The organism is Nitratireductor sp. XY-223 (assembly GCF_004959855.1).
Lineage (GTDB): Bacteria > Pseudomonadota > Alphaproteobacteria > Rhizobiales > Rhizobiaceae > Hoeflea_A.
Window position 1 is genome coordinate 1,181,539 of the sequence record NZ_SPNT01000001.1, and the last position, 22,794, is coordinate 1,204,332.

At 61.5% G+C, this 22,794-nt stretch carries 23 protein-coding genes; 17 read left to right on the top strand and 6 right to left on the bottom strand.

Features of this window, described 5'->3' with window-relative positions; genetic code table 11:
* Positions 1 to 6: 6 nt before the first annotated feature.
* The 4 genes from sufD (at position 7) to sufA (ending at position 3,395) form a co-directional block, all read left to right on the top strand.
* On the top strand, positions 7 to 1,266 hold the full coding sequence (sufD, locus tag E4M07_RS05335) for a Fe-S cluster assembly protein SufD (protein ID WP_136657221.1): 1,260 nt from the start codon (positions 7 to 9) through the stop codon (positions 1,264 to 1,266).
* Positions 1,259 to 2,515, top strand: coding sequence for a cysteine desulfurase (locus tag E4M07_RS05340; protein ID WP_136657222.1), 1,257 nt, complete (start codon positions 1,259 to 1,261; stop codon positions 2,513 to 2,515). Before sufD ends, E4M07_RS05340 begins: the two co-directional genes overlap by 8 nt.
* Positions 2,516 to 2,536: 21 nt before the next feature.
* Complete coding sequence (locus tag E4M07_RS05345) at positions 2,537 to 2,917, top strand: SUF system Fe-S cluster assembly protein (protein ID WP_136657223.1); 381 nt, start codon at positions 2,537 to 2,539, stop codon at positions 2,915 to 2,917.
* Between the two features lie 79 nt (positions 2,918 to 2,996).
* The gene (gene sufA / locus E4M07_RS05350; RefSeq protein WP_136657224.1) at positions 2,997 to 3,395 is read left to right on the top strand and encodes a Fe-S cluster assembly scaffold SufA; all 399 of its coding nucleotides are present in this window, start codon (positions 2,997 to 2,999) and stop codon (positions 3,393 to 3,395) included.
* Between the two features lie 357 nt (positions 3,396 to 3,752).
* On the opposite strand, the gene E4M07_RS05355 is transcribed toward sufA, so the two are convergent.
* Positions 3,753 to 4,241, bottom strand: coding sequence for a LysM peptidoglycan-binding domain-containing protein (locus E4M07_RS05355; RefSeq protein ID WP_136657225.1), 489 nt, complete (start codon positions 4,239 to 4,241; stop codon positions 3,753 to 3,755).
* 386 nt (positions 4,242 to 4,627) lie between these two features.
* Here E4M07_RS05355 and E4M07_RS05360 point away from each other — a divergent pair, with 386 nt between their 5' ends.
* Genes E4M07_RS05360 through E4M07_RS05370 form a run of 3 tightly spaced genes read left to right on the top strand, consistent with a single transcriptional unit; the run spans position 4,628 to position 6,575 of the window.
* Complete coding sequence (locus tag E4M07_RS05360) at positions 4,628 to 5,122, top strand: GNAT family N-acetyltransferase (RefSeq protein WP_169054095.1); 495 nt, start codon at positions 4,628 to 4,630, stop codon at positions 5,120 to 5,122.
* 33 nt (positions 5,123 to 5,155) lie between these two features.
* Positions 5,156 to 5,545 carry a methylglyoxal synthase gene (locus tag E4M07_RS05365; RefSeq protein WP_136657227.1) on the top strand — a complete coding sequence of 130 codons (390 nt, stop codon included), beginning with the start codon at positions 5,156 to 5,158 and terminating at the stop codon, positions 5,543 to 5,545.
* A gap of 4 nt (positions 5,546 to 5,549) precedes the next feature.
* Positions 5,550 to 6,575 carry a threonine/serine dehydratase gene (locus E4M07_RS05370; protein ID WP_136657228.1) on the top strand — a complete coding sequence of 342 codons (1,026 nt, stop codon included), beginning with the start codon at positions 5,550 to 5,552 and terminating at the stop codon, positions 6,573 to 6,575.
* A gap of 11 nt (positions 6,576 to 6,586) precedes the next feature.
* On the opposite strand, the gene E4M07_RS05375 is transcribed toward E4M07_RS05370, so the two are convergent.
* Complete coding sequence (locus E4M07_RS05375) at positions 6,587 to 7,393, bottom strand: helix-turn-helix domain-containing protein (RefSeq protein WP_136657229.1); 807 nt, start codon at positions 7,391 to 7,393, stop codon at positions 6,587 to 6,589.
* Positions 7,394 to 7,561: 168 nt separating this feature from the next.
* On the opposite strand from E4M07_RS05375, the gene E4M07_RS05380 reads away from it, so the two are divergent.
* From E4M07_RS05380 to E4M07_RS05405, 6 genes are all read left to right on the top strand, one after another.
* A complete protein-coding gene (locus tag E4M07_RS05380; RefSeq protein ID WP_136657230.1) occupies positions 7,562 to 9,439 on the top strand; it encodes a TRAP transporter fused permease subunit in 1,878 nt (625 codons plus the stop codon).
* Positions 9,436 to 10,455 (top strand): TAXI family TRAP transporter solute-binding subunit, encoded by a 1,020-nt coding sequence (locus tag E4M07_RS05385; protein ID WP_169054096.1) that lies wholly within the window; start codon positions 9,436 to 9,438, stop codon positions 10,453 to 10,455. Before E4M07_RS05380 ends, E4M07_RS05385 begins: the two co-directional genes overlap by 4 nt.
* Before the next feature lie 62 nt (positions 10,456 to 10,517).
* Positions 10,518 to 12,206 carry a sulfatase-like hydrolase/transferase gene (locus E4M07_RS05390; protein ID WP_136657232.1) on the top strand — a complete coding sequence of 563 codons (1,689 nt, stop codon included), beginning with the start codon at positions 10,518 to 10,520 and terminating at the stop codon, positions 12,204 to 12,206.
* Between the two features lie 21 nt (positions 12,207 to 12,227).
* Positions 12,228 to 13,496, top strand: coding sequence for an alkyl/aryl-sulfatase (locus E4M07_RS05395; protein WP_136657233.1), 1,269 nt, complete (start codon positions 12,228 to 12,230; stop codon positions 13,494 to 13,496).
* A gap of 105 nt (positions 13,497 to 13,601) precedes the next feature.
* Entirely contained in the window at positions 13,602 to 15,017 is a 1,416-nt protein-coding gene (mgtE, locus tag E4M07_RS05400) for a magnesium transporter (RefSeq protein WP_136657234.1), read from the top strand.
* A 110-nt stretch (positions 15,018 to 15,127) separates the two neighbouring features.
* Positions 15,128 to 15,514, top strand: coding sequence for a MerR family DNA-binding transcriptional regulator (locus tag E4M07_RS05405; RefSeq protein ID WP_136657235.1), 387 nt, complete (start codon positions 15,128 to 15,130; stop codon positions 15,512 to 15,514).
* A 25-nt stretch (positions 15,515 to 15,539) separates the two neighbouring features.
* On the opposite strand, the gene E4M07_RS05410 is transcribed toward E4M07_RS05405, so the two are convergent.
* From E4M07_RS05410 to E4M07_RS05425, 4 genes are all read right to left on the bottom strand, one after another.
* The gene (locus tag E4M07_RS05410; RefSeq protein WP_169054097.1) at positions 15,540 to 16,007 is read right to left on the bottom strand and encodes an isoprenylcysteine carboxylmethyltransferase family protein; all 468 of its coding nucleotides are present in this window, start codon (positions 16,005 to 16,007) and stop codon (positions 15,540 to 15,542) included.
* On the bottom strand, positions 16,004 to 16,990 hold the full coding sequence (locus tag E4M07_RS05415) for a heparan-alpha-glucosaminide N-acetyltransferase (protein ID WP_136657237.1): 987 nt from the start codon (positions 16,988 to 16,990) through the stop codon (positions 16,004 to 16,006). The genes E4M07_RS05410 and E4M07_RS05415 overlap by 4 nt, the downstream gene beginning before the upstream one ends.
* Positions 16,983 to 17,900, bottom strand: a complete 918-nt coding sequence (locus E4M07_RS05420; protein WP_136657238.1) for a DMT family transporter — start codon at positions 17,898 to 17,900, stop codon at positions 16,983 to 16,985. Before E4M07_RS05420 ends, E4M07_RS05415 begins: the two co-directional genes overlap by 8 nt.
* A 122-nt stretch (positions 17,901 to 18,022) precedes the next feature.
* A complete protein-coding gene (locus E4M07_RS05425) occupies positions 18,023 to 18,715 on the bottom strand; it encodes a DUF599 family protein (protein ID WP_136657239.1) in 693 nt (230 codons plus the stop codon).
* Positions 18,716 to 19,286: 571 nt separating this feature from the next.
* Here E4M07_RS05425 and E4M07_RS05430 point away from each other — a divergent pair.
* The 4 genes from E4M07_RS05430 (at position 19,287) to E4M07_RS05445 (ending at position 22,794) form a co-directional block, all read left to right on the top strand.
* Positions 19,287 to 20,687: an L-serine ammonia-lyase gene (locus E4M07_RS05430; protein WP_136657240.1), complete on the top strand. Its 1,401-nt coding sequence runs from the start codon at positions 19,287 to 19,289 to the stop codon at positions 20,685 to 20,687.
* A gap of 74 nt (positions 20,688 to 20,761) precedes the next feature.
* Positions 20,762 to 21,199, top strand: coding sequence for a DUF1489 family protein (locus tag E4M07_RS05435; RefSeq protein WP_136657241.1), 438 nt, complete (start codon positions 20,762 to 20,764; stop codon positions 21,197 to 21,199).
* A 155-nt stretch (positions 21,200 to 21,354) separates the two neighbouring features.
* Positions 21,355 to 22,101 carry a VWA domain-containing protein gene (locus tag E4M07_RS05440; protein WP_136657242.1) on the top strand — a complete coding sequence of 249 codons (747 nt, stop codon included), beginning with the start codon at positions 21,355 to 21,357 and terminating at the stop codon, positions 22,099 to 22,101.
* The gene (locus tag E4M07_RS05445) at positions 22,102 to 22,794 is read left to right on the top strand and encodes a DnaJ domain-containing protein (RefSeq protein WP_246660364.1); all 693 of its coding nucleotides are present in this window, start codon (positions 22,102 to 22,104) and stop codon (positions 22,792 to 22,794) included.

Genomic DNA, 22,794 nt, shown 5'->3' on the forward strand with positions numbered 1-22,794 from the left:
TCTGTAATGAACATGCAAAGCAAGAGACCGATCACAGCCGCGGAACAGGCACTTGTCGACAGTTTCGTCAACCGGCTCGGCACATTGCCGGGCGACCAGGCGATCACGGCGATCCGCGACGGCTATATCGAGGACATCAAGCGGGATGGGCTGCCGACACGCCGTGTCGAGGCCTGGCACTATACGGACCTACGCAGCCTGCTGAAATCCGTTCCGCAAGACGACGGCGCCGCCGTCAAGCCGGCGGAACCGCTGTTTGACGGCTCGACCGTATTGGCCGTGGCCGACGCGACCGCCGCGCCCGACGGCGTTGCCGTCAGTCACTACAGCGAAGCCTTGAGCAACGGCAGCGCCGCGCCGCGCATGGCCCTGCAGAGCGCCGACGACGTGATCGGCCGGCTCAACGGCGCGATGGCGCGCGACGGCCTTTGCCTCGACATTGCCGCCGGCACTGAACTTGCCAATCCGCTGGAGATCCAGATGGTACAGGGCGGCGGTCAGGCACATGCCCGGTTTCCCGTCACGATCGGTGAAGGCGCAAAAGGGACCTTTGTCGAACGGCATGTCTCGACCTCTGATGACGGCGCGCTTGTTTCCTCCATCACCGACCTGAGGGTTGGAGACAACGCCGAGATCGTCTGGATCATCGCCCAGGAGCGCGGGCTGTCCGATACCCATTTCGGCCAGATCAACATCGATTTGGGTGCGGGCGCCAAGCTGACGCTCTTCGTCGCCAATTCCGGCGGCGCGCTGGTGCGCCAGGAAATCCACATCCAGGCGCGTGGCGAGGGGTCCGATCTCCAGTTGCGCGGCGTCAACCTGCTCGGCGGCGAAAGCCATACTGACGTGACGATGACGCTCGATCACCTGGTGCCCGACTGCGTCTCCACCGAGACATTCCGCAACGTGGTCTTCGACCGGGCACGCGGTGTCTTCCAGGGGCAGATCCGGGTGGCGCAGATCGCCCAGAAGACCGACGCGCGCATGGCTTGCAACACGCTGCTTTTGTCGGATCACGGCGAATTCTCGTCAAAGCCGGAGCTGGAGATCTTCGCCGACGACGTCCAGTGCGCGCACGGCGCGACGGTCACCGATATCGACGAGAACCACCTGTTCTACATGAAGACCCGCGGCATTGACGAAAAGAAGGCCCGGGCCATGCTGGTCAAGGCGTTCATCGCCGAAATCGTCGAGGAGCTCGAAGACGAGGCGCTGATCGATGCGCTCGAAGCCCGTTTTGAACACTGGCTGGACAATCATGGCTGAGCTTTCGCAGACCGTTATCGGCAAGACCGGCGACTACGACGTCGAGGCCATCCGGAAGGATTTCCCGATCCTGTCGCGCGAGGTCTACGGCAAGCCGCTCGTCTATCTCGACAACGGCGCGTCGGCGCAGAAGCCGCAGGTCGTCATCGATGCGGTGTCGGAAACCTATTCGCATGAATATGCCAATGTGCACCGCGGCCTGCATTTTCTTTCGAATGCCGCCACGGACGCCTACGAGGCAGCGCGGGAGAAGGCCCGACGCTTCCTCAACGCGGAATCGGCCGAGGAAATCGTCTTCACCAAGTCGACGACCGAAGCGATCAATACCGTCGCATACGGCTATGGCATGCCGGAGATCGGCGAGGGCGACGAGATCGTCCTCACCATCATGGAGCACCATTCCAATATCGTTCCTTGGCATTTCATCCGCGAGCGCCAGGGCGCCGTCATCAAATGGGTGCCGGTCGACGATAAGGGCCAGTTCCATCTCGATGATTTCGAGGCGCAGTTGAGCGATCGCACCAAGATGATCGCCATCACGCACATGTCCAACGTCCTTGGCACCGTGGTGCCTATCAAGGAAGTCTGCCGCATTGCCCGTGAGCGCGGCATTCCGGTGCTCGTCGACGGCAGCCAGGCCGCCGTACACATGCCGGTGGATGTGCGCGACATCGATTGCGACTGGTACGTCTTTACCGGCCACAAGGTCTACGGTCCGTCCGGGATCGGCGTGCTCTACGGCAAGAAGCAGATGCTGGAACGGATGCGTCCCTTCCAGGGCGGCGGGGAGATGATCTTCGACGTCAGCGAAGAGGTGATCACCTATAACGATCCGCCGCACCGCTTCGAAGCCGGCACGCCGCCGATCGTGCAGGCTATTGGACTGGGCGTTGCGCTCGACTATATGGAAGGTGTCGGCCGCGAGCGGATCGCAGCTCACGAAGCCGATTTGCGAAGCTACGCACATGAAAAATTGAGTAAGATCAATTCATTGCGTATATTTGGCGAAGCGCCGGATAAGGGTTCGATCGTTTCGTTCGAGATGGAAGGCATTCATGCGCACGATATCTCGATGGTGATCGACCGGGCCGGCGTCGCGGTGCGGGCTGGAACCCACTGCGCGCAACCGCTGCTGAGGCGCTTCGGCGTGACCTCGACATGTCGCGCCTCGTTCGGCATGTACAATACGCGCGCCGAGGTGGATGCGCTTTACGATGCGCTGCTCAAGGCACGCGACTTTTTCGCCTGATGCAGAACCGGGACAGGATCGATGAGTGACGATGTACAGATGAGCGGAAACGGCGAGGGCGGGACCTTCACCGCATCGGCCATACCGCGCGAAGAGCTCGCCCGGTTGACGGACGACATCATTGCGGCCGTGAAGACGGTCTACGATCCGGAAATCCCGGCCGATATCTACGAGCTCGGCCTGATCTACCGGATCGATATCGAGGACGACCGCATGGTCAAGATCGACATGACGCTGACGGCACCGGGATGTCCCGTGGCCGGCGAGATGCCGGGATGGGTCGAGAATGCGGTGAGTTCCGTCGAGGGCGTGTCGGGCGTCGAAGTCAACATGACATTCGATCCGCCCTGGACACCGGACCGCATGTCGGAAGAAGCGCAGATTGCCGTGGGCTGGTACTGATTGATTGTTTACCCGCGGGCGCTATCCTTTTGAAAAAGACATCCCGCACCGAGGAACGCCGCGGGCTTGGAGATGAACGATGGGTCGATTTGAAGTCATGACAATGACCGACCGGGCAGCCGAAAGGGTCAAAAACCTTGTGTCGGCGTCCGAGGAGCCGGCCGTCGGTCTGCGCATCGGCATCAAGAAGGGCGGCTGTGCGGGCATGGAATATACGGTCGACCTCGCCGCCGCGCACAATGACAAGGACGACGTGGTCGAAAAGGACGGCGCGCGAGTCTATGTGGCGCCCGAAGCGGTGCTGTTCCTGCTTGGAACAGAAATGGATTTCGAGACGACCAAACTGCGGTCCGGCTTCGTGTTCAACAATCCGAACCAGACCTCGGCGTGCGGATGCGGCGAGTCCGTCGAACTCAAGCCCGCCGACCTCAAGGCGCTCGCCGACAAGGGTGACGCGGTGGTGCGCGCCGACAGTTGAGCAAAGCCTGCGGCAAGCCTATTGGATAATCGAAAAACCCCGCGACCTGGTCGCGGGGTTTTTATTTGTGGCTGGCAATTCGAGCTGGCCTTACCTGGAGCCGGAGATGGCCCGGACAAGCCTCTTGTATGTGCTCTGCCACCAGCCGTTCTTCGTCCGCCTCGGCGGAATGTGGTCGTTGATGTTGTCAAAACCCACGGTCGAAGAATGGGAATAACGTGCGTTCTTATGTTCCATCACATTCACCCCCTTTCGGTAAGCTGAATGTCGGAATCGAATGTGACGTTTGCCTGTCCGCCGCATTACATCGGTGTAATGTAGCGGCCCTGTCAATCAAATGCGCGTGACCGGTCGGGGTCAGACATTGCGCGGGATGCGCAGGACTTGCCCGGGAAAGATCAGATCGGGGTTGGCGATGATGTGCTGGTTTGCCTGCATGATCGGCTGCCAGTCCGAGCTGCCCTCGTAGTAGTGCTGGGCGATTGCGGTCAGCGTGTCCCCGGCGGCCACCTCGTGCTGGAAGTAACCTGTGTATCCGGGAAGGATCATCGGCCCGTACAGCACCGGCACGGTGACCGTCGGGATGCCGCCCTCGCCACCGGCGCTGTCGTCGGCAACAGTGACGAACAGACGGTTGAGCGTAAAGCCGACATTGTCGGGGATGAAGATGCTTGCCTGAAACTGCCGGATCGAGGTGGAGCCGGCGGTCGCCGCTCCGACAACCTCGTCATGGCCTTCGCTGACGGTGACGGTAAGGTGCGATTCGAAGCCGACTGCATTGCCGGCGATCAGGATTTCCTGTCCGACGAGGTCGAAGGGTTGTGGTTGCTGAATTTCAATGTTCATTGTCGCCATCTCCATCGGGCGGGGAATCCGCCACTAGCGGAATGGTTGCACGCGAGCGCGACAATTTGATGGCTTGCTGTCCAGAGTCCGGCGGGTTTCTTCGATGCGCCTCTTTCCCTGAGGCTGGCGCGCCAGGCGGGATTTGGCGTGGCTAGACATGCCGCTTGATATCCGACAGGTCTTTGTCCCACTGAGCGAACCAACGTGCGGCGATCAGTCGGATCAAGAGATTACCGGGACAAGGCGCGCATATTGCATTCGCCCGTGCCGATATGCCAGTTTCCATTACATGTTGCGCCCGATTGGCTGCCGGTTTCGGTTCAGCCGGTGCGGCGGGCGAAACCGGAGGCACGAAGGGCAGGGGACCTTCCCGGCAAGGAGGCGGCATGATCGAGATACGAGACGCCCTGGCGCAGGACGCCCGGCAACTCGCGCTCATCGGTATCCGCTCATGGGAAGCGGCGATCACGTCATGGGGTGAAAACGCCGCGAAGATACGTGACAACGCCCACGCGGCCTACCGTGACTTCACCATCAACTACTGGGACCGGATCCTGCTGGCGCAGTTTCGCGGCGCAGTCCTGGGCTGGGGCGCGCGCGAGAACCTGGACCACCGGATTTCAGACCTGTGGATCGATCCGCAGCACCACCGCAAAGGTGTCGGGACCGCCTTGCTGAATGCCCTGGAGCGCGGCGTAGCAACGGCGGGTTACGAATTCTCCGAACTGGAAACGCATGCCCGCAACACCGGGGCGATCGCTTTTTACGAGCATTTCGGCTACCGCGTGACTTCATTTTCGGTCAGATATTCATCGAGCCTGCAGCAGGATATCGAGAAGGTCACGATGCGTAAGGATTTCGCCGGCATTGTTGACGCATAAATCTGAAGATTCAAACGGGAAGGCCGCCTACCAATGAGCGCCACGAAGATCGCGCTGGTCGCGCATGACGCCTGCAAGGACATGATGGTCGCGTGGGTGGGAAAACACTGGGATCGCCTCCAACACATGTCCATCGTAGCAACGGGCACGACCGGTGGACGCATTGCGGAGGCGCATCCCGAAATCACGATGACGCGGCTGAAGAGCGGACCGCTCGGCGGCGACCAGCAGATCGGGGCGCTGATTGCCGAGGAAGCGATCGACGGGCTTGTGTTTTTCGTCGACCCGATGTCGCCAATGCCCCACGATGTCGACGTGAAGGCGCTCACGCGCCTGGCGATCGTCTACGATCTGCCGATGGCGTGCAGCCCGTCGACGGCGGATGCGGTACTCGATTATCTTGCCGGCAAACCGGCGCGCTGAGCCCATGCCGAATCCCGATCATGGAGAGCGTACGGTCACGCTTGAGCGCATCGAAGATGCCGCGGAGCGGCTGAACGGCCTCGCGGTGCAGACACCCTTGCTCGAATCGGCCCAGCTCAACGACGCGTTTGGGATGCGGCTCCTTTTCAAGCCGGAATGCCTGCAACGCACCGGCTCATTCAAGTTTCGAGGCGCCTATACGAAACTGTCGCGGCTGGCGCCGGATCAATGCGAACGCGGCGTCGTCGCCTACTCATCGGGCAATCACGCCCAGGGCGTGGCCGCGGCGGCTGGTTTGCTCGGCATGCACGCGACAATCGTCATGCCAAGCGACGCCCCGCGCATCAAGATCGACAACACCCGCGGCTACGGCGCGGAAATCGTGCTCTATGAGCGTCACGCGGAAGACCGGCGTGCCATCGCCGAGGAAGTGGCGGATCGAAACGGCTCGATCATCGTTCCGCCATTCGACGATATCGACATCATTTCCGGACAGGGCACCGTCGGACTGGAGATTGCACAACAGGCCGGCGACATGAATTTCGACGTCGATGACGTCCTCTGCCCGGTCGGCGGCGGCGGGTTGCTGTCGGGCATTGCCACCGCGATGGCGGCAAAACTGCCCAAGGCCAACATCTGGTGCGCGGAACCCGTCGGATATGACGACGTAATCCGTTCGCTTGCCGCCGGCAGGCGTGTCTCTGCCGAGGTCGGCGCCGCGTCGATCTGCGATGCGATCGTGACCCCGCAACCGGGCAGCATTACTTTCGAGATCATGAAACGGCACGTGTCGGGCGGATTTGCGGTGTCGGACGCGGAGGTGGCAGATGCGCTGGCAGTCCTGTTCGACCGCTTGAAACTGGTCGTGGAGCCGGGAGGCGCGGCCGGTTTTGCCGCGCTTGTCCAGCAGCGGGCGCGTTTTGCCGGCAGGTCAGTCGTCGTCGTCCTTTCGGGCGGAAATGTCGACCGGCAGGCCTACGCCGGTTATCTCGCACGGGCCGGCGGCCTCGATACGGTGCAGGCCGGCTGATTCCACGGCAGCTAGGCGGATTTGCGGTCGTGGGCCTCGAGCTCGCGCATGATCGCCGCGGCGGTCTCGTCCAGGGGCTGAAGAAACGAGGCCGCGAACTCCTCCGCGGAAAGGTAGGTGCGCGGCCACAACATTGTGGTCGCCCCGACCGGCCGGTCCCGCCATATGATCGGAACGGCGATCGCCGACAGGCTGTCGTCGATGATCGTGTCGCCGAGATAATCGTGCAAACGCTCGCCGTATCCCCGTGAACGTGCCTTCTCGATCTCCTGCCAGAACTGGCCGGGCGGCATGCCGAAGCGCGCCAGTCCCCAGATGCGGTGACTGCCGAGGCGTTCGATGCGTTGCTCGATCTCGCGGTCTTTCATGGCTGACAGGCAGGCGATGCCGCCCGCCGCGCCGAACTGGTTGATCTTGCGGTCTATCTGTCCACGGTAGAGATGAAACGGGCTCAGCGGCCGGGTCGAGTCGACGATCCGCATCCAGTCGTCCTCGAGAAGATGGAGGTCCGACGGCCATTCGACCGATTTCGTCAGCTCCATCAGATAGGGCATGGCGATGTCGATCGTCAGCATCTGCTCGAATGTCGGGGCTTCGATATGGCCCGACGGCATGGACACATTGGTACGGTATTTGCCGTCCGACAGGCTGCGCCGAACGATCTGGCGGTCGATCATCGTCGCCAGCAGGCGGCGTATCGTCGATTTGGCGATGCCCGTCTTCTTGTGCAGATCCCCGAGGGAGCACGCGCCGTAACGGGCGAGTGCGTCAAGCAGCGTTATGCCGCGATCAAGGGATCGGTTTCGAATGACGTCCATTAGTGTCTCCGGCCGCCATTATGCCCGCCGAAAAGCAGGAATGCCAGTGCGTGCCATAGAGTGGCACGATATGCGAATAAGAATTGCCGGTCCGGGGCGATTGCCTCAGTGTTCCTGAAAACAAGGAACGAAGTTCCGGTCCAGGGATAGTCTGCGGGAGGAGACGGTTTGAACGCCTTACGCGCGACAGGCCGCGTCGTGGCCGATGTCCTGGCGGTCGTCCTGGCCATTGGCGCCATTTACACCGCCGGTTTCGGCGTATTCGACAATGTCATCTACTACGGAAGCATCGTTGCCATTGCGATGACCATCGCAATCCTGAGCTGGGATGCGGATGGGGGCAATCCGCTCCGCTTCGTGTTTCATGCCGCGCTGGCGGTGCTGTTCATCTATATCAGCTGGGTGTGGATCGGCTTCATGCTGGAGCAGGAGGAATTTCTGCTCGATGCCGAACAGTGGCAACTGGTCCTGGCATGGGTTGCCTTTGCCGTCGTTGCCTATGCGACCTGGCGGATTTTCGGCCTGCCGATGCTCGTCGTCTTCGCGCTGGTTGCGATCTATGTGCTTTTGCCCTCACGGTTTTTCGGTGCCGGTGAAGACTGGACGCGGGTTGCGGAAAATCTCTGGTACTCCAGTGACGGTGTCTTTGGGCGCCCGGTCGAGGTCGTGGGCCGCACTGTGCTGGTGTTCATTGTCTTCGGCGCGGTCCTGCAGACCTCCGGCGCCGGCGGCGTGCTTCTGAAAATGGCGTTTGCGGCGACCGGCCGGTTCGCCGGCGGCGCAGCCCATGCATCGATCGTCGGATCGGCTCTGTTCGGAACCATGTCGGGCGCCGCCGTCGCCAATGTGGTTTCCACCGGTGTGTTCACGATCCCGATCATCAAGAAGGCCGGGTTCAAGCCGAAATTCGCCGGCGGCGTCGAAGCCGCGGCTTCCACCGGCGGACAGATCATGCCGCCCGTCATGGGCGTCGTTGCCTTCATGATGGCCGATGTTACCGGCATCGCCTATGTGAACATCGTTCTGGCAGCGCTTATTCCCGCCGTTTTCTACTACATCAGCCTCTTTACAGTGGTGCTGATCGAGTCGCGCAAGCTCGGCATCGGCGCGGTTCCCCCGTCGGAACGCGAAGTCATGACACCGAAGGACTGGCTCGAGAGCACGTCTTTCTTCCTGCCGCTGGCGCTGCTTGTCGTGCTTCTTGCCATGGGACGCACGGTTCAGTTCGCCGGATTCTACGCGTTGATCGCAGCGACGGTCCTGTCGCTGATCCTGTTCCCGAAGTTCCGCCATCCGGCGGAATGGTGGCGCGCGCTCGTTTCGGCCGGCAAGACAGCGGCGACATTGCTGGTCATCGTCGCCGCGGTCGGCTTCGTCATCGGCGTCATCAACATGACCGGCGTCGGCCTGAAGATGGCCCAGCTCATCTTGTCCGTCTCCGGCTCGAGCCTCTTTTTCAGCCTGGTTCTGGTGATGATCGGCTGCCTCATCATGGGGATGGGCGTGCCTTCGGTTCCGGCCTATCTGATCATCGCCGTCGTCATGGGACCGGCCCTTGGAAAGCTCGGCGTCACCACCATTTCGGCGCATCTCTTCATGGTCTATTTCGGCGTGCTCTCGGTCGTGACCCCGCCCGTGGCCCTTGCCGCCTTCGCTGCGGCGCCGCTTGCTGGCGCCAAGCCGATGGCGACCGGCTTCGAGGCGTTGCGCATATCGATCGCCGGTTTCATCATCCCGTTCATTTTCGTCTACCACACGGACATTCTCATTATCGACGGGTTCACCGTGACGGGACTGGCCTGGGCCATCGGCGCCTTTTTGCTGGCCACCTGGCTGATCGCAAGCGCCATGGCGCGGTTCGAACGCCTGGCTCTGCCGCCATGGCAAAGCATCGCGCGGCTTGCCTGTGCTGTGGCACTTCTGGTGCCGGATTCGGTCTTCAGCCTGGCCGGCGCGGCGGGCGGCCTGCTTTTATTGTTCGAACACAAAATGGCGTCCTCGAGGGACGCACCGTCAAAAACCACCAAACAGGGAGAAAACGCATGAATGCATTCAAGAAATGGGCGCTCGCCGGTGCCGCGGTCCTGGTGCTCGGAGGATCGCTCCAGGCCGCTGAGGTCATCAAGATGGCGACGATCGCGCCCGGTACATCCGCCTATCTGACGCAGTCGACAATGGCGAGCATCGTCAACCAGGGGCAGGACAACTACGAAATCCAGGTTGATGCAACGGGTGCAGCGACAAAGCATATCATCGACATGGCCGAAGGCGAACTCGACATGGTGATGACCTCGCCCACTGTCTACTTCCTGATGAAGAACGGCAAGGCGATGTATCAGAAGATCAAGAAGGCGCCGGAACTGTCGGAGAATGTGCGTCTGGTCTTCTGGTATCCCTACGGCGCCTATCACGTGCTGACCTACGCCGATGACGGCATGACCGACCTCAAGGACATCAAGGGCAAGAAAGTGTTCCTCGGACCGCCCGGAGGCGGTGCCTGGAACGCCGCCAACCAGTGGATCGAGGCCCAGACCGGCTACAAGGTCGGCGAGGACTACGAAAACTTCAAGGGATCATGGTCGTCGGCCTTCCAGGCTTTCCAGGACAAGCAGGTCGATGTCTATATCAATGGCGGCATTGCCCCGTTCCCGCAGGTCGAGCAGCTTGCGGCGACAAACAAGCTGACCATCCTGGGGCCGAGCAAGGACGAGGTGGACAAGCAGACCGAAGCGCAACTGAAACCGACCAAGGCGCTCGGCCGCTTTCTCGATGTCATCCCGGCAGGTATCTACGGCGATGGCGTGAGCAATACGGAAGACGTCTACTCGCTCGGCGCCGTTGTCGGTGTCGTTTCGCGCGCCGACCTTGACGACGACACGGTCTACGAGATCACCAAGGCGTTCTGGGAAGGCGCGGAAAAGATGCGCGCCGACGCGCCGTGGCTCGACCGCGTGACCCTCGACTACGCGGTGCAGGAAGGCGGCGTGCGCCTCCATCCAGGCGCCCAACGCTACTACGAGGAGATCGGACTGGACATTCCCGAGGGGTCAAAGGCCCAGTAACAAGCAAGTACGGCGGGCCGCATCCTTCGGCCCGCCGCAATTACGATCAGCAAAGGAACAAAATGCCCCGGGCGATCAAAAATATCCTGTTCATCATGTTCGACCAGTTGCGCTACGACTATCTGAGTTGTGCCGGACACGCGACGCTCGAGACGCCCAACATAGACCGCATCGCGGCGATGGGCGTGCGCTTCTCCAAGGCCTATGTGCAGTCGCCGATCTGCGGCGCCTCGCGCATGTCCTTCTATACCGGTCGCTACGTGCAAAGCCACGGTGCGGCCTGGAACAACTTTCCGCTCAAGGTGGGCGAACTGACGCTGGGCGATCATCTGCGCGAGATCGGGGTGGAAACCTGGCTGGTCGGCAAGACGCACATGAAGGTCGATCAGAAGGGACTGGACCGGCTCGGCATCGCGTCGGATTCGATTATCGGCGCCCGTGTCTCCGAATGCGGGTTCGACGTCTTCGAACGCGACGACGGGCTTTGGGCACAAGGGCCGGACGGGTTCTACGACACGCGACGCTCGCCATACAACGAGTATCTCAAGTCCAAGGGCTACGCTTCGGACAATCCGTGGCACGATTACGCCAATTCCGGTGTCGACGACGACGGCAGCATCGCGTCCGGCTGGTTCATGCAGCACGCGGACAAGCCGGCAAACATCCGCGAGGAGGATTCCGAGACGCCCTACATGACCGGGCGGGCCATTGAATTCATGGAAAAAATGGAAGCCGAGGAGCGCGGTCCCTGGCTGTGCCACCTGTCCTATATCAAGCCGCATTGGCCCTACATCGTGCCAGAGCCGTATCACGCCATGTACGGCCACAACCAGATACAGCCGGTCGTGCGAAGCGAAAGAGAGCGGGCCAACCCGCATCCTGTCTATGCCGCCTATATGGACAATGCTATCGGCAAGGCCTTTTCCCGCGACGAGGTGCGCGAGAAGGTCATTCCCGCCTATATGGGGCTCATCAAGCAGTGCGACGACCAGATCGGCCGCCTGCTGGCCTATATGGAACGATCCGGGCGCATCGACGACACCATGATCGTGATCACGTCCGACCACGGCGACTATCTCGGCGACCACTGGCTGGGTGAAAAGGACCTGTTTCACGAGCAGTCGGTCAAGGTGCCGATGATCATCTACGATCCTTCGCCTGAGGCGGACGGTGCGCGCGGAACGGTCTGCGATGCTCTGGTTGAAAGCATCGATCTCGCGGCGACATTCGTCGAAGCCGAGGGCGGCAGGGTCCCCGACCACATCATCGAAGGCCGTTCGCTGATGCCGTTCCTGCGCGGTGAGCCGGTCGACGACTGGCGGGAATTTGTCATCAGCGAATTCGACTATTCGGCGACCTCGCAGGCAGCCGCACTCGGCCTCGCGCCGAAGCAGGCCCGGCTGTTCATGGTCGCCGACAGGCAATGGAAACTCATGCACGCGGAGGGCGGTTTCCGACCGATGCTCTTCGATCTCGCCAACGACCCACAGGAGTTTGCCGACCTTGGCGATGACCCGGAATATTCCGACATTGTCGATGTCATGTACGAGCGGCTGGCGCAGTGGGCGCGCCGTGTTTCCCAGCGCACGACCATCTCCGACGACACGATCATACGTTATCGCGGCAGTTCCAGCCGGACCGGCGTATTGCTCGGGCTGTATGACGGGTCCGAGATCAGTCCGGAACTGACGGATGGCTATCGGGGCAGGGCCCGCGACCGGTACACCGGAATCGAGGAGGACGCCGGCTAGGCGCGAAACTGGAGGTAAGGCATGACACCGCTGGAGCGCCTGAGGAACCATTCGAACGAGTTTCGCAAGGAGATCATAGGGCTGGCATCGAATGTCTACGGCGCCGTCGGCTTCGCGGCTTCCAATGTCTATATGATCATCGCCGACGGCGGCGTCATCATCGTCGACACGACCGAATCGACAAAGGCGGCCGAAAACGTCCTGGCTGCGTTCCGCAAAATCACAGCGCTACCCGTCCGCTCGATCATCTATACGCACTCGCACCGCGACCATATCAGCGGCGCTGAGATCTTTGCGGGTTCCGGCGATCCGGAGATCATCGCGAGCCACAGGTTTGCCTCCGACCTGGTGGCAGTGGACAGCAAAAAACCGCTTCCGAACAAGGCGCTGGCGGACCGGACCAGGCGCCAGTTCGGCATCGGGCTCGCCTTTCCGGATGAGCGGGTCAATCTCGGATGCGGTCCCGGAGACCGCCCGCTCGAGGGTCTGGGCGCCGGATTCATGCCGCCGACGACCCGGGTTCACGAGGATCGGATCAATCGGAATGTCTGCGGTGTCGAACTTGAGCTCGTTCACGCGCCCGGGGAAACACCCGATCACCTGGTGGTCTGGGATGACGGGAACGGGATACTGATCTGCGGCGACAATTTCTACAAATCGTTTCCCAATCTCTACGCGATCCGCGGCACGCGTTACCGGGACTACGACGCCTGGGCAGATTCACTTGATCTGCTGCTCTCGTTCGATGCCGAGATCCTGGCACCTGGTCACAGTCGGCCGGTGGTCGGCGCCGACAAGGTGCGGGGCGTTTTGACGGACTATCGCGACGCGATACGGCATGTTGTCGCCGAGACCGTGGCCGGGCTCGACCGGGGCGAGGGGCCGGACGAACTTGCCGACAAGATCGCGCTGCCCGCTTCGCTGGCGGACAAGCCGCACCTGCAGGAGTTCTACGGCAAGATATCGTGGTCCGTGCGCGCGTACTGCGCCGGCACGCTCGGCTGGTTCGACGGCAATCCGACGAACCTCGACCGGCTGTCGCCCAGGCAGGAAGCCGGACGGATGATCGCGCTAGCCGGCGGCGAGGCAGCCCTGTTCGACACGGCGCTGACCGCCCATCGGACGGGCGACCATCAGTGGTCGCTGGAGCTGCTCGACAGGCTTTTGTGCGTTGACGCGGAGAACACCGAGTACCGGCTGCTCAAGGCCGCGTGCCTGCGGGCGCGCGCGGATGAGGAAATCAACGCAACTGCCAGAAACTATTATCTCGTTGCCGCTGCGGAAATTTGAAGCCGGCACACGCAATGTGCTCAATCAGGTGCTTCAAGCCTACCCTGACATGCTCTAAGGTCGCCCCAACCGACAAGCAGCGCTTCAGATTCGGATCCCGCTCCCATGAACGAGCAAGGCGTCCATTCCGCGGCCGGGGAGCAGTCACCGGACCGCCACGAGATCTACGACGAGGACGGCGTCATCCGCGCTGACTACGTCGCGCGCATCGGTGCGGCCATCGCCGACCGCGATACGCTGTATCTGAAGGAACACGTCGCCAGCCTGCATGAATCGGAACTCGGCGATCTGATCGAGTCGCTGCAGCCCGAACAGCGTCATGTCCTCGTTCGACTGCTCGGCGAAGATTTCGACTATGCCGCGCTGACCGAGGTCGACGAGGCCATCCGCCGCGAGATCGTCGACGATCTGCCGAACGAGAAGGTCGCCGAGGGCCTCGAGGAACTCGATTCCGACGATGCCGTCTACATCCTGGAGGACCTGGACGAGCAGGACCAGGAGGACATCCTGGCGAAGCTGCCGTTCACCGAACGCATCCGGTTGCGGCGCTCGCTCGATTATCCGGAGGATACGGCCGGAAGGCGCATGCAGACGGAGTTCGTCGCCGTGCCGCCGTTCTGGAGTGTCGGGCAGACAATCGACTATATGCGCGAGGAGGATAATCTTCCCGATTCCTTCGCCCAGATTTTCGTGATCGATCCGACCTTTCGCCTTCTCGGTGCCGTCGACCTCGACCGCATCCTGCGCAGCAAGCGCGAGATCAAGATCGAGACGATCATGCATGAGACCAGCCATCCGATTCCGGCCGAGATGGATCAGGAGGAAGCGGCACAACTCGTTGAACAGTATGACCTTTTGTCGGCCGCGGTCGTCGATCAGAACGACCGGCTTGTCGGGGTCCTGACCATTGACGATGTGGTCGACATGATCCAGGAAGAGGCGGAAGAGGACATCATGCGGCTCGGCGGTGTCGGCGACGAGGAGCTGTCGGACGATGTCGCTTCAACGGTGCGCTCGCGTTTTCCCTGGCTGATGGTCAATCTCGGGACCGCGGTGCTTGCGTCCATGGTCATCGGCCTTTTCGACGCGACGATCCAGCAGATGGTGGCGCTGGCGGTGCTGATGCCCATTGTCGCCTCCATGGGCGGAAATGCAGGCACACAGACGCTGACGGTGACGGTGCGGGCGCTGGCGACGCGCGACCTCGATATCTACAACGCTGCGCGCATCATTCGCCGTGAATTCATGGTCGGATTCATCAATGGCGTTCTGTTCGCATTCGTGGTCGGGCTGCTGGCCTATGCCTGGTTCGGCAACGGCCAGCTCGGTCTGGTCATCGCCGCCGCGATGGTCATCAACATGCTTGCCGCGGGTCTCGCTGGGATCCTGTTGCCCTTGCTCCTGGACAAGATCAATGTCGACCCGGCGATTGCCTCTGCCGTGTTCGTGACGACCGTCACCGACGTGGTCGGTTTCTTTGCCTTTCTCGGCCTTGCCGGCTGGTGGTTCGGCCTCATTTAGCCTCTCCGTTCACGGCGCGCCGGCGCACACAGCGGCACCGCTGTGGTATAATTGACTTTTACGTAAAAGAAAGACAAAATTCCTAAAGGCAAGAAATTACAGGAATCAAAGTGCGCAAATATTATACCATAACCGAGTTGACGCGTGAATTCGGCGTGTCAACGCGGACGTTGCGCTTCTACGAGGACGAGGGGCTGATCCAGCCGGACCGGCGCGGACGCACCCGGCTGTTCCGGGCGGCAGACCGGCACCTGATCAAGGAGATCCTGCGCGGACGGCGGCTTGGATTCACCATTGCGGAAATCCGCGAGATCATCGAAATCTACAAGGGCCCTCCCGGCGAACTCGGTCAGCTTGAGCTGATGATGAAGCGGGTCGCGCAGAAACGCGAGCAGCTCAACCAGAAGCGCCAGGACATAGAGGAAACGCTCGCCGAACTCGACAGCGTCGACGAGGCCTGCCTGGCGCGGCTCGCCGAACTGCGCGTCGGGACCTGATCAGACGTAACGCTGGTATTCCTCGTTAAACCCACCGCCGAACACGGCGGCAATAGGATTCGTATTCGGCTCCGAATACGGCGAGCAGGTGCAACTCCTCGCGTTCGACCGCAAACCTCTGGATGCCGTAGGCCGCCGCGGCGGCAAAGGCGACAAACCATGCATTGGCGAGGATCAGCCCGAGGGCAAGCAGGAACATGATGTAGCCGCAATAGATCGGGTTGCGGCTGAAACGGTACGGTCCGTTCATAACGAGGTGCGATGATTTTCGCGTCGGCAGTATGGTGGTCTGGGCCGAGTGCAAGGTCGTGATCGACCAGATATCCAGGCCGACGGCCGACAGCAACAGCAGGACGCCGATCATGCGCAAGACGGCGGCGTCAGGCAGGGGTACGGCGATAAGCTTGCCGGCCAGAACGGCCAGCAGGAGTGCGACGGCCGCGAGGATCGGCGGCCAGGGAACGTTGCTTGGTTTCGCCCGGTAAGCGTTCATTCCGTTTGGTTTCCTTCCAGCACAGATGCTGTACATGCGTTGACGATCTCCGATACTTCCGGTGCCAGCCCCAACTCGGATTCGGCAACGAGCAGTTTTTCCAGCAAGCCCGCGTTACGGAGTTCGCTGAGCGTGCAGTCGCAGAACCGACTGCAGAATTCGGCCGAGTTATCCGGGGTGCAGGTGGCGTTGCAGCTGGAGAGGAAACCTGCTGCAGGATCCGCCGCCGGTGCGGGAATCACGAGACTGGCGAGATAGACCAGGCCGATCAGGACGGGTTGGTGGATGAGGTAGACGGCAAGACTGTGGCGGCCGGCAAAGGCCAACGGCTTTTCAACAGCCGATTCCCTGCGGTCAATTGACGCAATCCATGCAAACAGGCCGCGTGCCTCTCCCGCTTTGGCCATGGCCATGCCAAGCAGCACCGGCCCGAACCAGGGCAGGATCGGAACATAATCGTTCGATCTGACGGGATCGGAAGAAAGGCCGAGCCACAACAGCCAGTCCTGACTGAAGAAAGGCGACGCAAGATAGTGCGGCGCCAGTATTGCAGCGACGCCCGCAACCGCGGTCACCGCCGGCGGCAGCGGCAGGAAGGCCAGTCCGATTATGCTGGACACCGCGATACAGTGCAGGATTCCGAAGAAGATGTACCGGTCCGGCGTGGCGAAGCGGGTGGCGACGGTAATCGCCAGCGCGGCCGCGACGATCATCAGGAGGCGCTTGGCAAAGGACGGCCACCGGATACCGTTGCGATGCGCGAGCACCAGGCTGACACCGACAAGGAACAGGAAACTGCCGGCAATCAGCCGGGCGAACAGCTTCCAGCCGCCTTCGGTCGTCAGGCCGGGCGAAACGTATCCGAAAAACTCAAGATCCCAGGTGAAATGATAGATCGCCATGGCCAGGAGCGCGGTTCCCCTGGCCGCATCGATCAGCGTCAGACGCTGTTTCGCGGAAATCCCCACCGTGGCGTCAGTCATGGGCCGCAGGCTCCGGCGTTCGTTTTCTCGGCTCGATCCTGGCGACGAACAGTCCGCAAACGACAAGGGCGAGGGCGAGAATGATGCGCGCCGACAGCGGTTCGCCAAGCAACCAGATACCGAGGAATACACCAAAAACCGGGATCAGATTAAGACCCATTGCGAAGGTGGAGTAGCCGATTTTTCGTATAAGGTAAAAGCGCACGATATAGGCCAATCCCGTAGGCAGCAGACCGAGATACACCAGCGCGAAGGCGGCCGTCGCCGACAGATCCGTCGATGGCGCGCCATCGGCCACGAAGGCCAGCGCCACCAGTACGATGCTGGAAACGCCGAGCGCCAGGCATGCAAGCCGGCCCGGCGGGATATCGATCCGGCGGATCAGCAAACCGGCTGTAACGTAGCACATCGAGCCCAGAAAACAGGCCAGTTGCGCGAGCAGGTTGGAACGGCCCAGCCCGGCCAACGCGTCGTAACCAACGATGACCAGAACGCCGCTGAACCCGAAGGCGACGCCGATGAGCTTTGTCGCGGTCAACTTGTCGTCGTCGGTGAAGATGTGGCTGCCGACCAGCGCGAAAAACGGTCCCGTGCCCATCAGGAGCGCCGTCACGCCGGCATCGATGGACAGTTCGGCCCAGGAGATGAGGAGGAAGGGGAAGACGACGTTCAGCAGCGACATGCCGATCAGCAGCCACCAGGTCCGGCTGTCATGGGGAAAGATGAAGCCCTTCCAGAGCGCATAGGGCAGCAGGACGAGGAAGCCCAGGAGAACCCGGATGGCCGCCAGCCAATAGGCGCCCGTTTCGGGCACGGCGACCTTGATTGCGGTGAACGCCGAAGCCCAGATCAGGGCTGTCAGACCGATCAGCACAAGATCGGCGAGGGTGGCGCGTTCGATCCTTTCCAAGGTCTTCCTTTCGGTGTTTCATGCTCCGACGCAATGGCGCGTTCGGCGCGCGGTATCCCCGCAACGGAGCCGATGCCATGTCGAATAGGGAGGTTGACCGACGAAAACTGGAGCGTACGGGTTCAGATGTCAACGCCGGACGTCAGCGCCCTGCGGGCGGCGGAGAAATACTGGCGCCGAATGAGGACCAGCATGACCAGCAGCGTCGTGAACAGGAAGACGACCGGGCCGATGAACCAGCCGATATAGCCGAGCGAGATGAAGATCGCCCGAAAGCCGGCGTTAAAGTGCTTGCCGGCAAGTATGTTGATGGCGGCGGCCCTCTTCACGCATTGATCCGCCCGGTCGCGGTCGCCCTCGGCATCCTCCACCATCGGGATGGCGCCGACGAGGATCTGGCAGTAGTTGAACAGGCGGTAGGACCAACCGAACTTGAAGAACGAGTAGCAGAATATGACGATCAGACCGGCAACCTTGAGCTCGAATGCCTGGCGGTCGGCGGCAACGCCGAGCGGGATGTCGGAGAGCACGCCGAGCACCTGATCGGTTGCCCCGAGCAGGGCAAAGCAGCCGCCGATGGCCAGTAAAGCCGTCGAGGCGAAGAAGCCCGTTCCCTGCTGCAGGCCGGCCATGATGCTCGTGTCGATCATCTTGAGATCACGCCGCAGGCAGTTTTCCATCCAGGCCGCGCGGTGAACATTCATCACCAGCGTGAGGCTGGCGGGCAGGAACCCGTGCTCGCGGTCGGTCGCCCAGGAGAACACGGCCCACGCGAGAAAACAGATCAGTGCGGCTATGATGTCCAGCTCGCTCATGCCCAAGATGTGTCATGAGTCGTCGAATTGACAAAGGGCTCTGCATGAATTCGTTCCCGCCACTGTAGTTTTCGCCACAAACTGCACAAAAATCCGACATGCATGCCTTTTTCCTAAGCGGTTGAAATAGCTGATTTGTTTAACAAAGTCTGAATCAACTGCAGAAAATCTGCCACGAAGCCGCCATTTTTGCAGTTGCGAACATGAATTCGTTCCTCTAGAAGACCTCCCCACCACACGGTCGGAAACAAGGCCGGTGGATCTGATGAGGCATCTACTCGGAGCCAACATGGAAGAGACAGTCCAAAAGTCCTGCTGGGGTGTTACTGCCCGTGCAGTGATAGGGTTTGTGGGCTTGCTGGCATTGATCTACCTTTTCGGTGGTATCTGAGCCGGAAATACACACCAGGAATTTCGAAAAACAGCGCGGGTTGCCCGCGCTGTTTTGTTTTGCGCAAATTTGCCTAATGTGTCGCGGGCGATCAAATTGATGTCGGCGTCCAGGTGCACACGTGACAGCCGGCCAGCATAGATTATGGTGATCGGGTAAGAACCAGTGGACGCGCCGGGCATGTTTCTTTCTGTCTTCGACGTTTTCAAGATCGGCATCGGCCCATCGAGTTCCCATACCATGGGTCCTATGGTTGCGGCCGGCCGTTTTCTTGATGACCTTTTGAACGGCGACTGGCCGCGGCCGACGGGCTACAGCGTGCAACGCGTTGCGGTCAGCCTGCACGGCTCGCTCGCCTTCACCGGGATCGGTCATGGGACCGGCCGTGCCGTCATACTCGGCCTGATGGGGCATCAGCCCGACACCGTCGATCCGGACGCGATGGATGACATCATCGCAAGTGTCGAGAAGGGGCGGAAGGTCACGCCGCCGGGGCACCCGGGCTATGATTTCGACCCCGAGCAAGACCTGATCTTCGATCGCAAATCGCCGCTTCCCGGACACGCCAACGGCATGACCTTCAGCGCCTATGACGCGGACGACCGTCTGCTGCTGCGGCGTATCTACTATTCCATCGGTGGCGGCTTCGTTGTCACCGACCTGGAACTCGAAGCCATGAAGAACGCGCCGGAAACGCCGGTGGAACACGGTGTGCCGTATCCATTCCACAATGCGGCCGAGATGCTGGTCATGGCGCGGGAATCCGGACTGTCGATCGCGGAGATGAAGCGCGCCAACGAGGAGACCCACCGATCGCGCGACGCGCTCGATGACGGGCTCGACGCGATCTGGTCGGCAATGTCCGGCTGCATCGAGCGCGGTCTGCAGAAGGACGGCGTCATGCCCGGCGGCCTCAAGGTCCGCCGCCGGGCCAAGGACATCCACCACAAGCTGCAGGACGAGTGGAAGCAGAACAAGGCCAACCCGCTGCAGGCCAACGACTGGCTGAGCGTCTATGCCATGGCGGTCAATGAGGAGAACGCAGCCGGCGGGCGGATCGTCACGGCGCCCACCAACGGTGCCGCCGGTGTGATCCCGGCCACGGTCCAGTATTTCACGCAGTTCCATGACGGTGCGGACGCCGCCGGTATCCGCGACTTTCTGCTTACCGCTGCTGCGATCGGCGGCATCATCAAGCACAATGCATCGATATCCGGAGCCGAGGTCGGCTGCCAGGGCGAGGTCGGCTCGGCTTCGGCTATGGCGGCGGCAGGGCTGGCGGCCGTTATGGGGGGCACACCCGAGCAGATCGAGAACGCGGCGGAAATCGCGCTCGAGCACCATCTTGGCATGACCTGCGACCCGGTTGCCGGGCTCGTGCAGGTTCCGTGCATCGAGCGCAATGCGCTCGGTGCCGTCAAGGCGGTGACTGCGGCGTCGTTGGCCCTGAAGGGCGACGGGCAGCATTTTGTGCCGCTCGATGCCTGCGTGGAGACCATGCGCCAGACCGGCCTCGACATGAACGAGCGCTACAAGGAAACCAGCGAGGGCGGGCTGGCGGTCAACGTCGTGGAATGTTAGCAGAGCGGCAACCGGATTTGTGGACATCGCCCGCAAGGGCTTGACGCAACGCGCCAGACCTATACCTCAGTGACATGACCCTCAATCTCGTGAAACTGTGCGTCGGCGTCGACAGTATCGAGGACCTGCAGGCCTCAGTCGATTTCGGCCTTGCGGACAAGAAGGCCCGCGGTGTCGAGGAAATCCAGTTTCACACCACCCGCATGGTTCCGAAACGGTCCGATGAGTTGCTGGACGGCGGCTCTCTCTACTGGGTCATTAAAGGCAACATACAGGTACGGCAGTACATCCGGGAAATCCGGCCCTTCACCGACACGGCCGGCATATCGCGCTGCCGCATCGTGTTCGAGCCTCGGCTCATCCCGACGGTTTGGCAGCCGCGCAGGGCATTCCAGGGCTGGCGCTATCTGAGCGCCAAGGACGCGCCCGCCGATCTTGCCGCAAACAATGCCGGCATTTTGGCTCTGCCGGCGGAACTTCGCAGGGAACTTGCCGATCTCGGCCTGCTGTAGCGGTAGCGTGTTCGACAGGCATTGTTGACGGCGAACGGCCTCCGGCCAGCCAGCTTTTGTCCATCAAGTGCTTCAATTTGAACACATCTCGCTCTAGATTTGTGTAAGCGAAAGTATTGCGGCGCACCGCGATACTGGTTTCAGGGAGTAACGCGATGCCAGGTCGCGATATAACGGACAAGGGCGGTGAAAATCCGGTCGTGCCGGAGAGCGATGAGCAATCGTCGAAACGGGACATCGCCGATTTCCTGGACGCGGCACGATCCATCACCACACCTGCCGACGGCGGCAGCGGCCGGCTGATTTTCGCGCTCGATGCGACCATGAGCCGGCAGCCGACCTGGGACGCGGCGTGTATGCTGCAAGGCGAAATGTTCAATGCGGTCGGGCGCGCCGGGGGACTGAATGTCCAACTGGTCTATTTTCGCGGCTTCGGCGAATGCCGGGCATCCAAATGGGTCGCCGACACGGCCCAGTTGCGCGATCTCATGGTGCGCATCGACTGCCGCGGCGGGCACACGCAGATTGCCAAGGTGCTGAAACATGCGCGCGACGAAACGGTTCGAAAACCGGTCAGTGCCCTTGTTTTCATCGGCGACGCGATGGAGGAGAACATCGACAAACTGTGCCAACTCGCTGGTGAGTTGGGGATGCGGAAGGTGCCGTGTTTCATGTTCCAGGAGGGAGGCGATGCCGCCGCCCAGACGGCATTTCGCGAAATTGCCCGCCTGTCCGGTGGCGCCTATCTGAGGTTTGACGGAAGCGCTGCCAATGCGCTGCTCAACCTGCTCAAGGCCGTTGCCGTCTACGCCTCGGGAGGTATGAAGGCTCTACAGAACGCCAAAAGCCGCGAGTCGCGCCTGCTGCTTGAACAGCTTTCCGGAGGGAAGGGCGGCAAATAGGTGTTTATCCTTTTCTACATCGTTCTGGCAGGGCTGCTGCTTGCGGGTCTCTCAGTGCTGTTCCTGCGGATGGATCCCAAGCGGCTGGCGGTAGTCCTGCGTTACTTCCTGCCGGTGCTTTTGACCGTATTCGGCGTGGTGTTCATACTGCTCGGCCGCACCAGCATTTCGTTGGGCCTGTTCGGCCTCGCGGCAGCACTGTTCGGGCGGGCGCGGGCCAGGGCACGCGGCACGCGCAGCGCCCGGCAGACGTCGCGTGTCAGAACCGCGGCGCTTGAAATGGAGCTGGATCTCGACAGCGGCGCGATGAACGGTCTTGTGCTGGCAGGTCAATTCGAGGGGCGCGAGCTCGATGCGCTCAGCGAGTCAGAACTGATGTCGCTCCACACGGAACTGCGCGGAGATCCGGAAAGTGTTCAGGTTCTAGAAGCGTATCTTGACCGCCGGACTCCCGCCTGGCGTGACGGCTTTGAGGCGGATGCGGACGAGGGGCTGGGCGCCGCGCCAGCTTCTGGCTCCATGACTGAGGAGGAGGCTTACGAGATCCTTGGTCTTGCGGCTGGTGCCTCCGAGGCGGAGATCCGCGAGGCGCATCGCCGCCTGATGAAGCGCGTGCATCCCGATACCGGAGGTTCGGTTTTTCTGGCGGCCCGCATTAACGAGGCTAAAGATGTGCTGCTGCGTCGACATTAG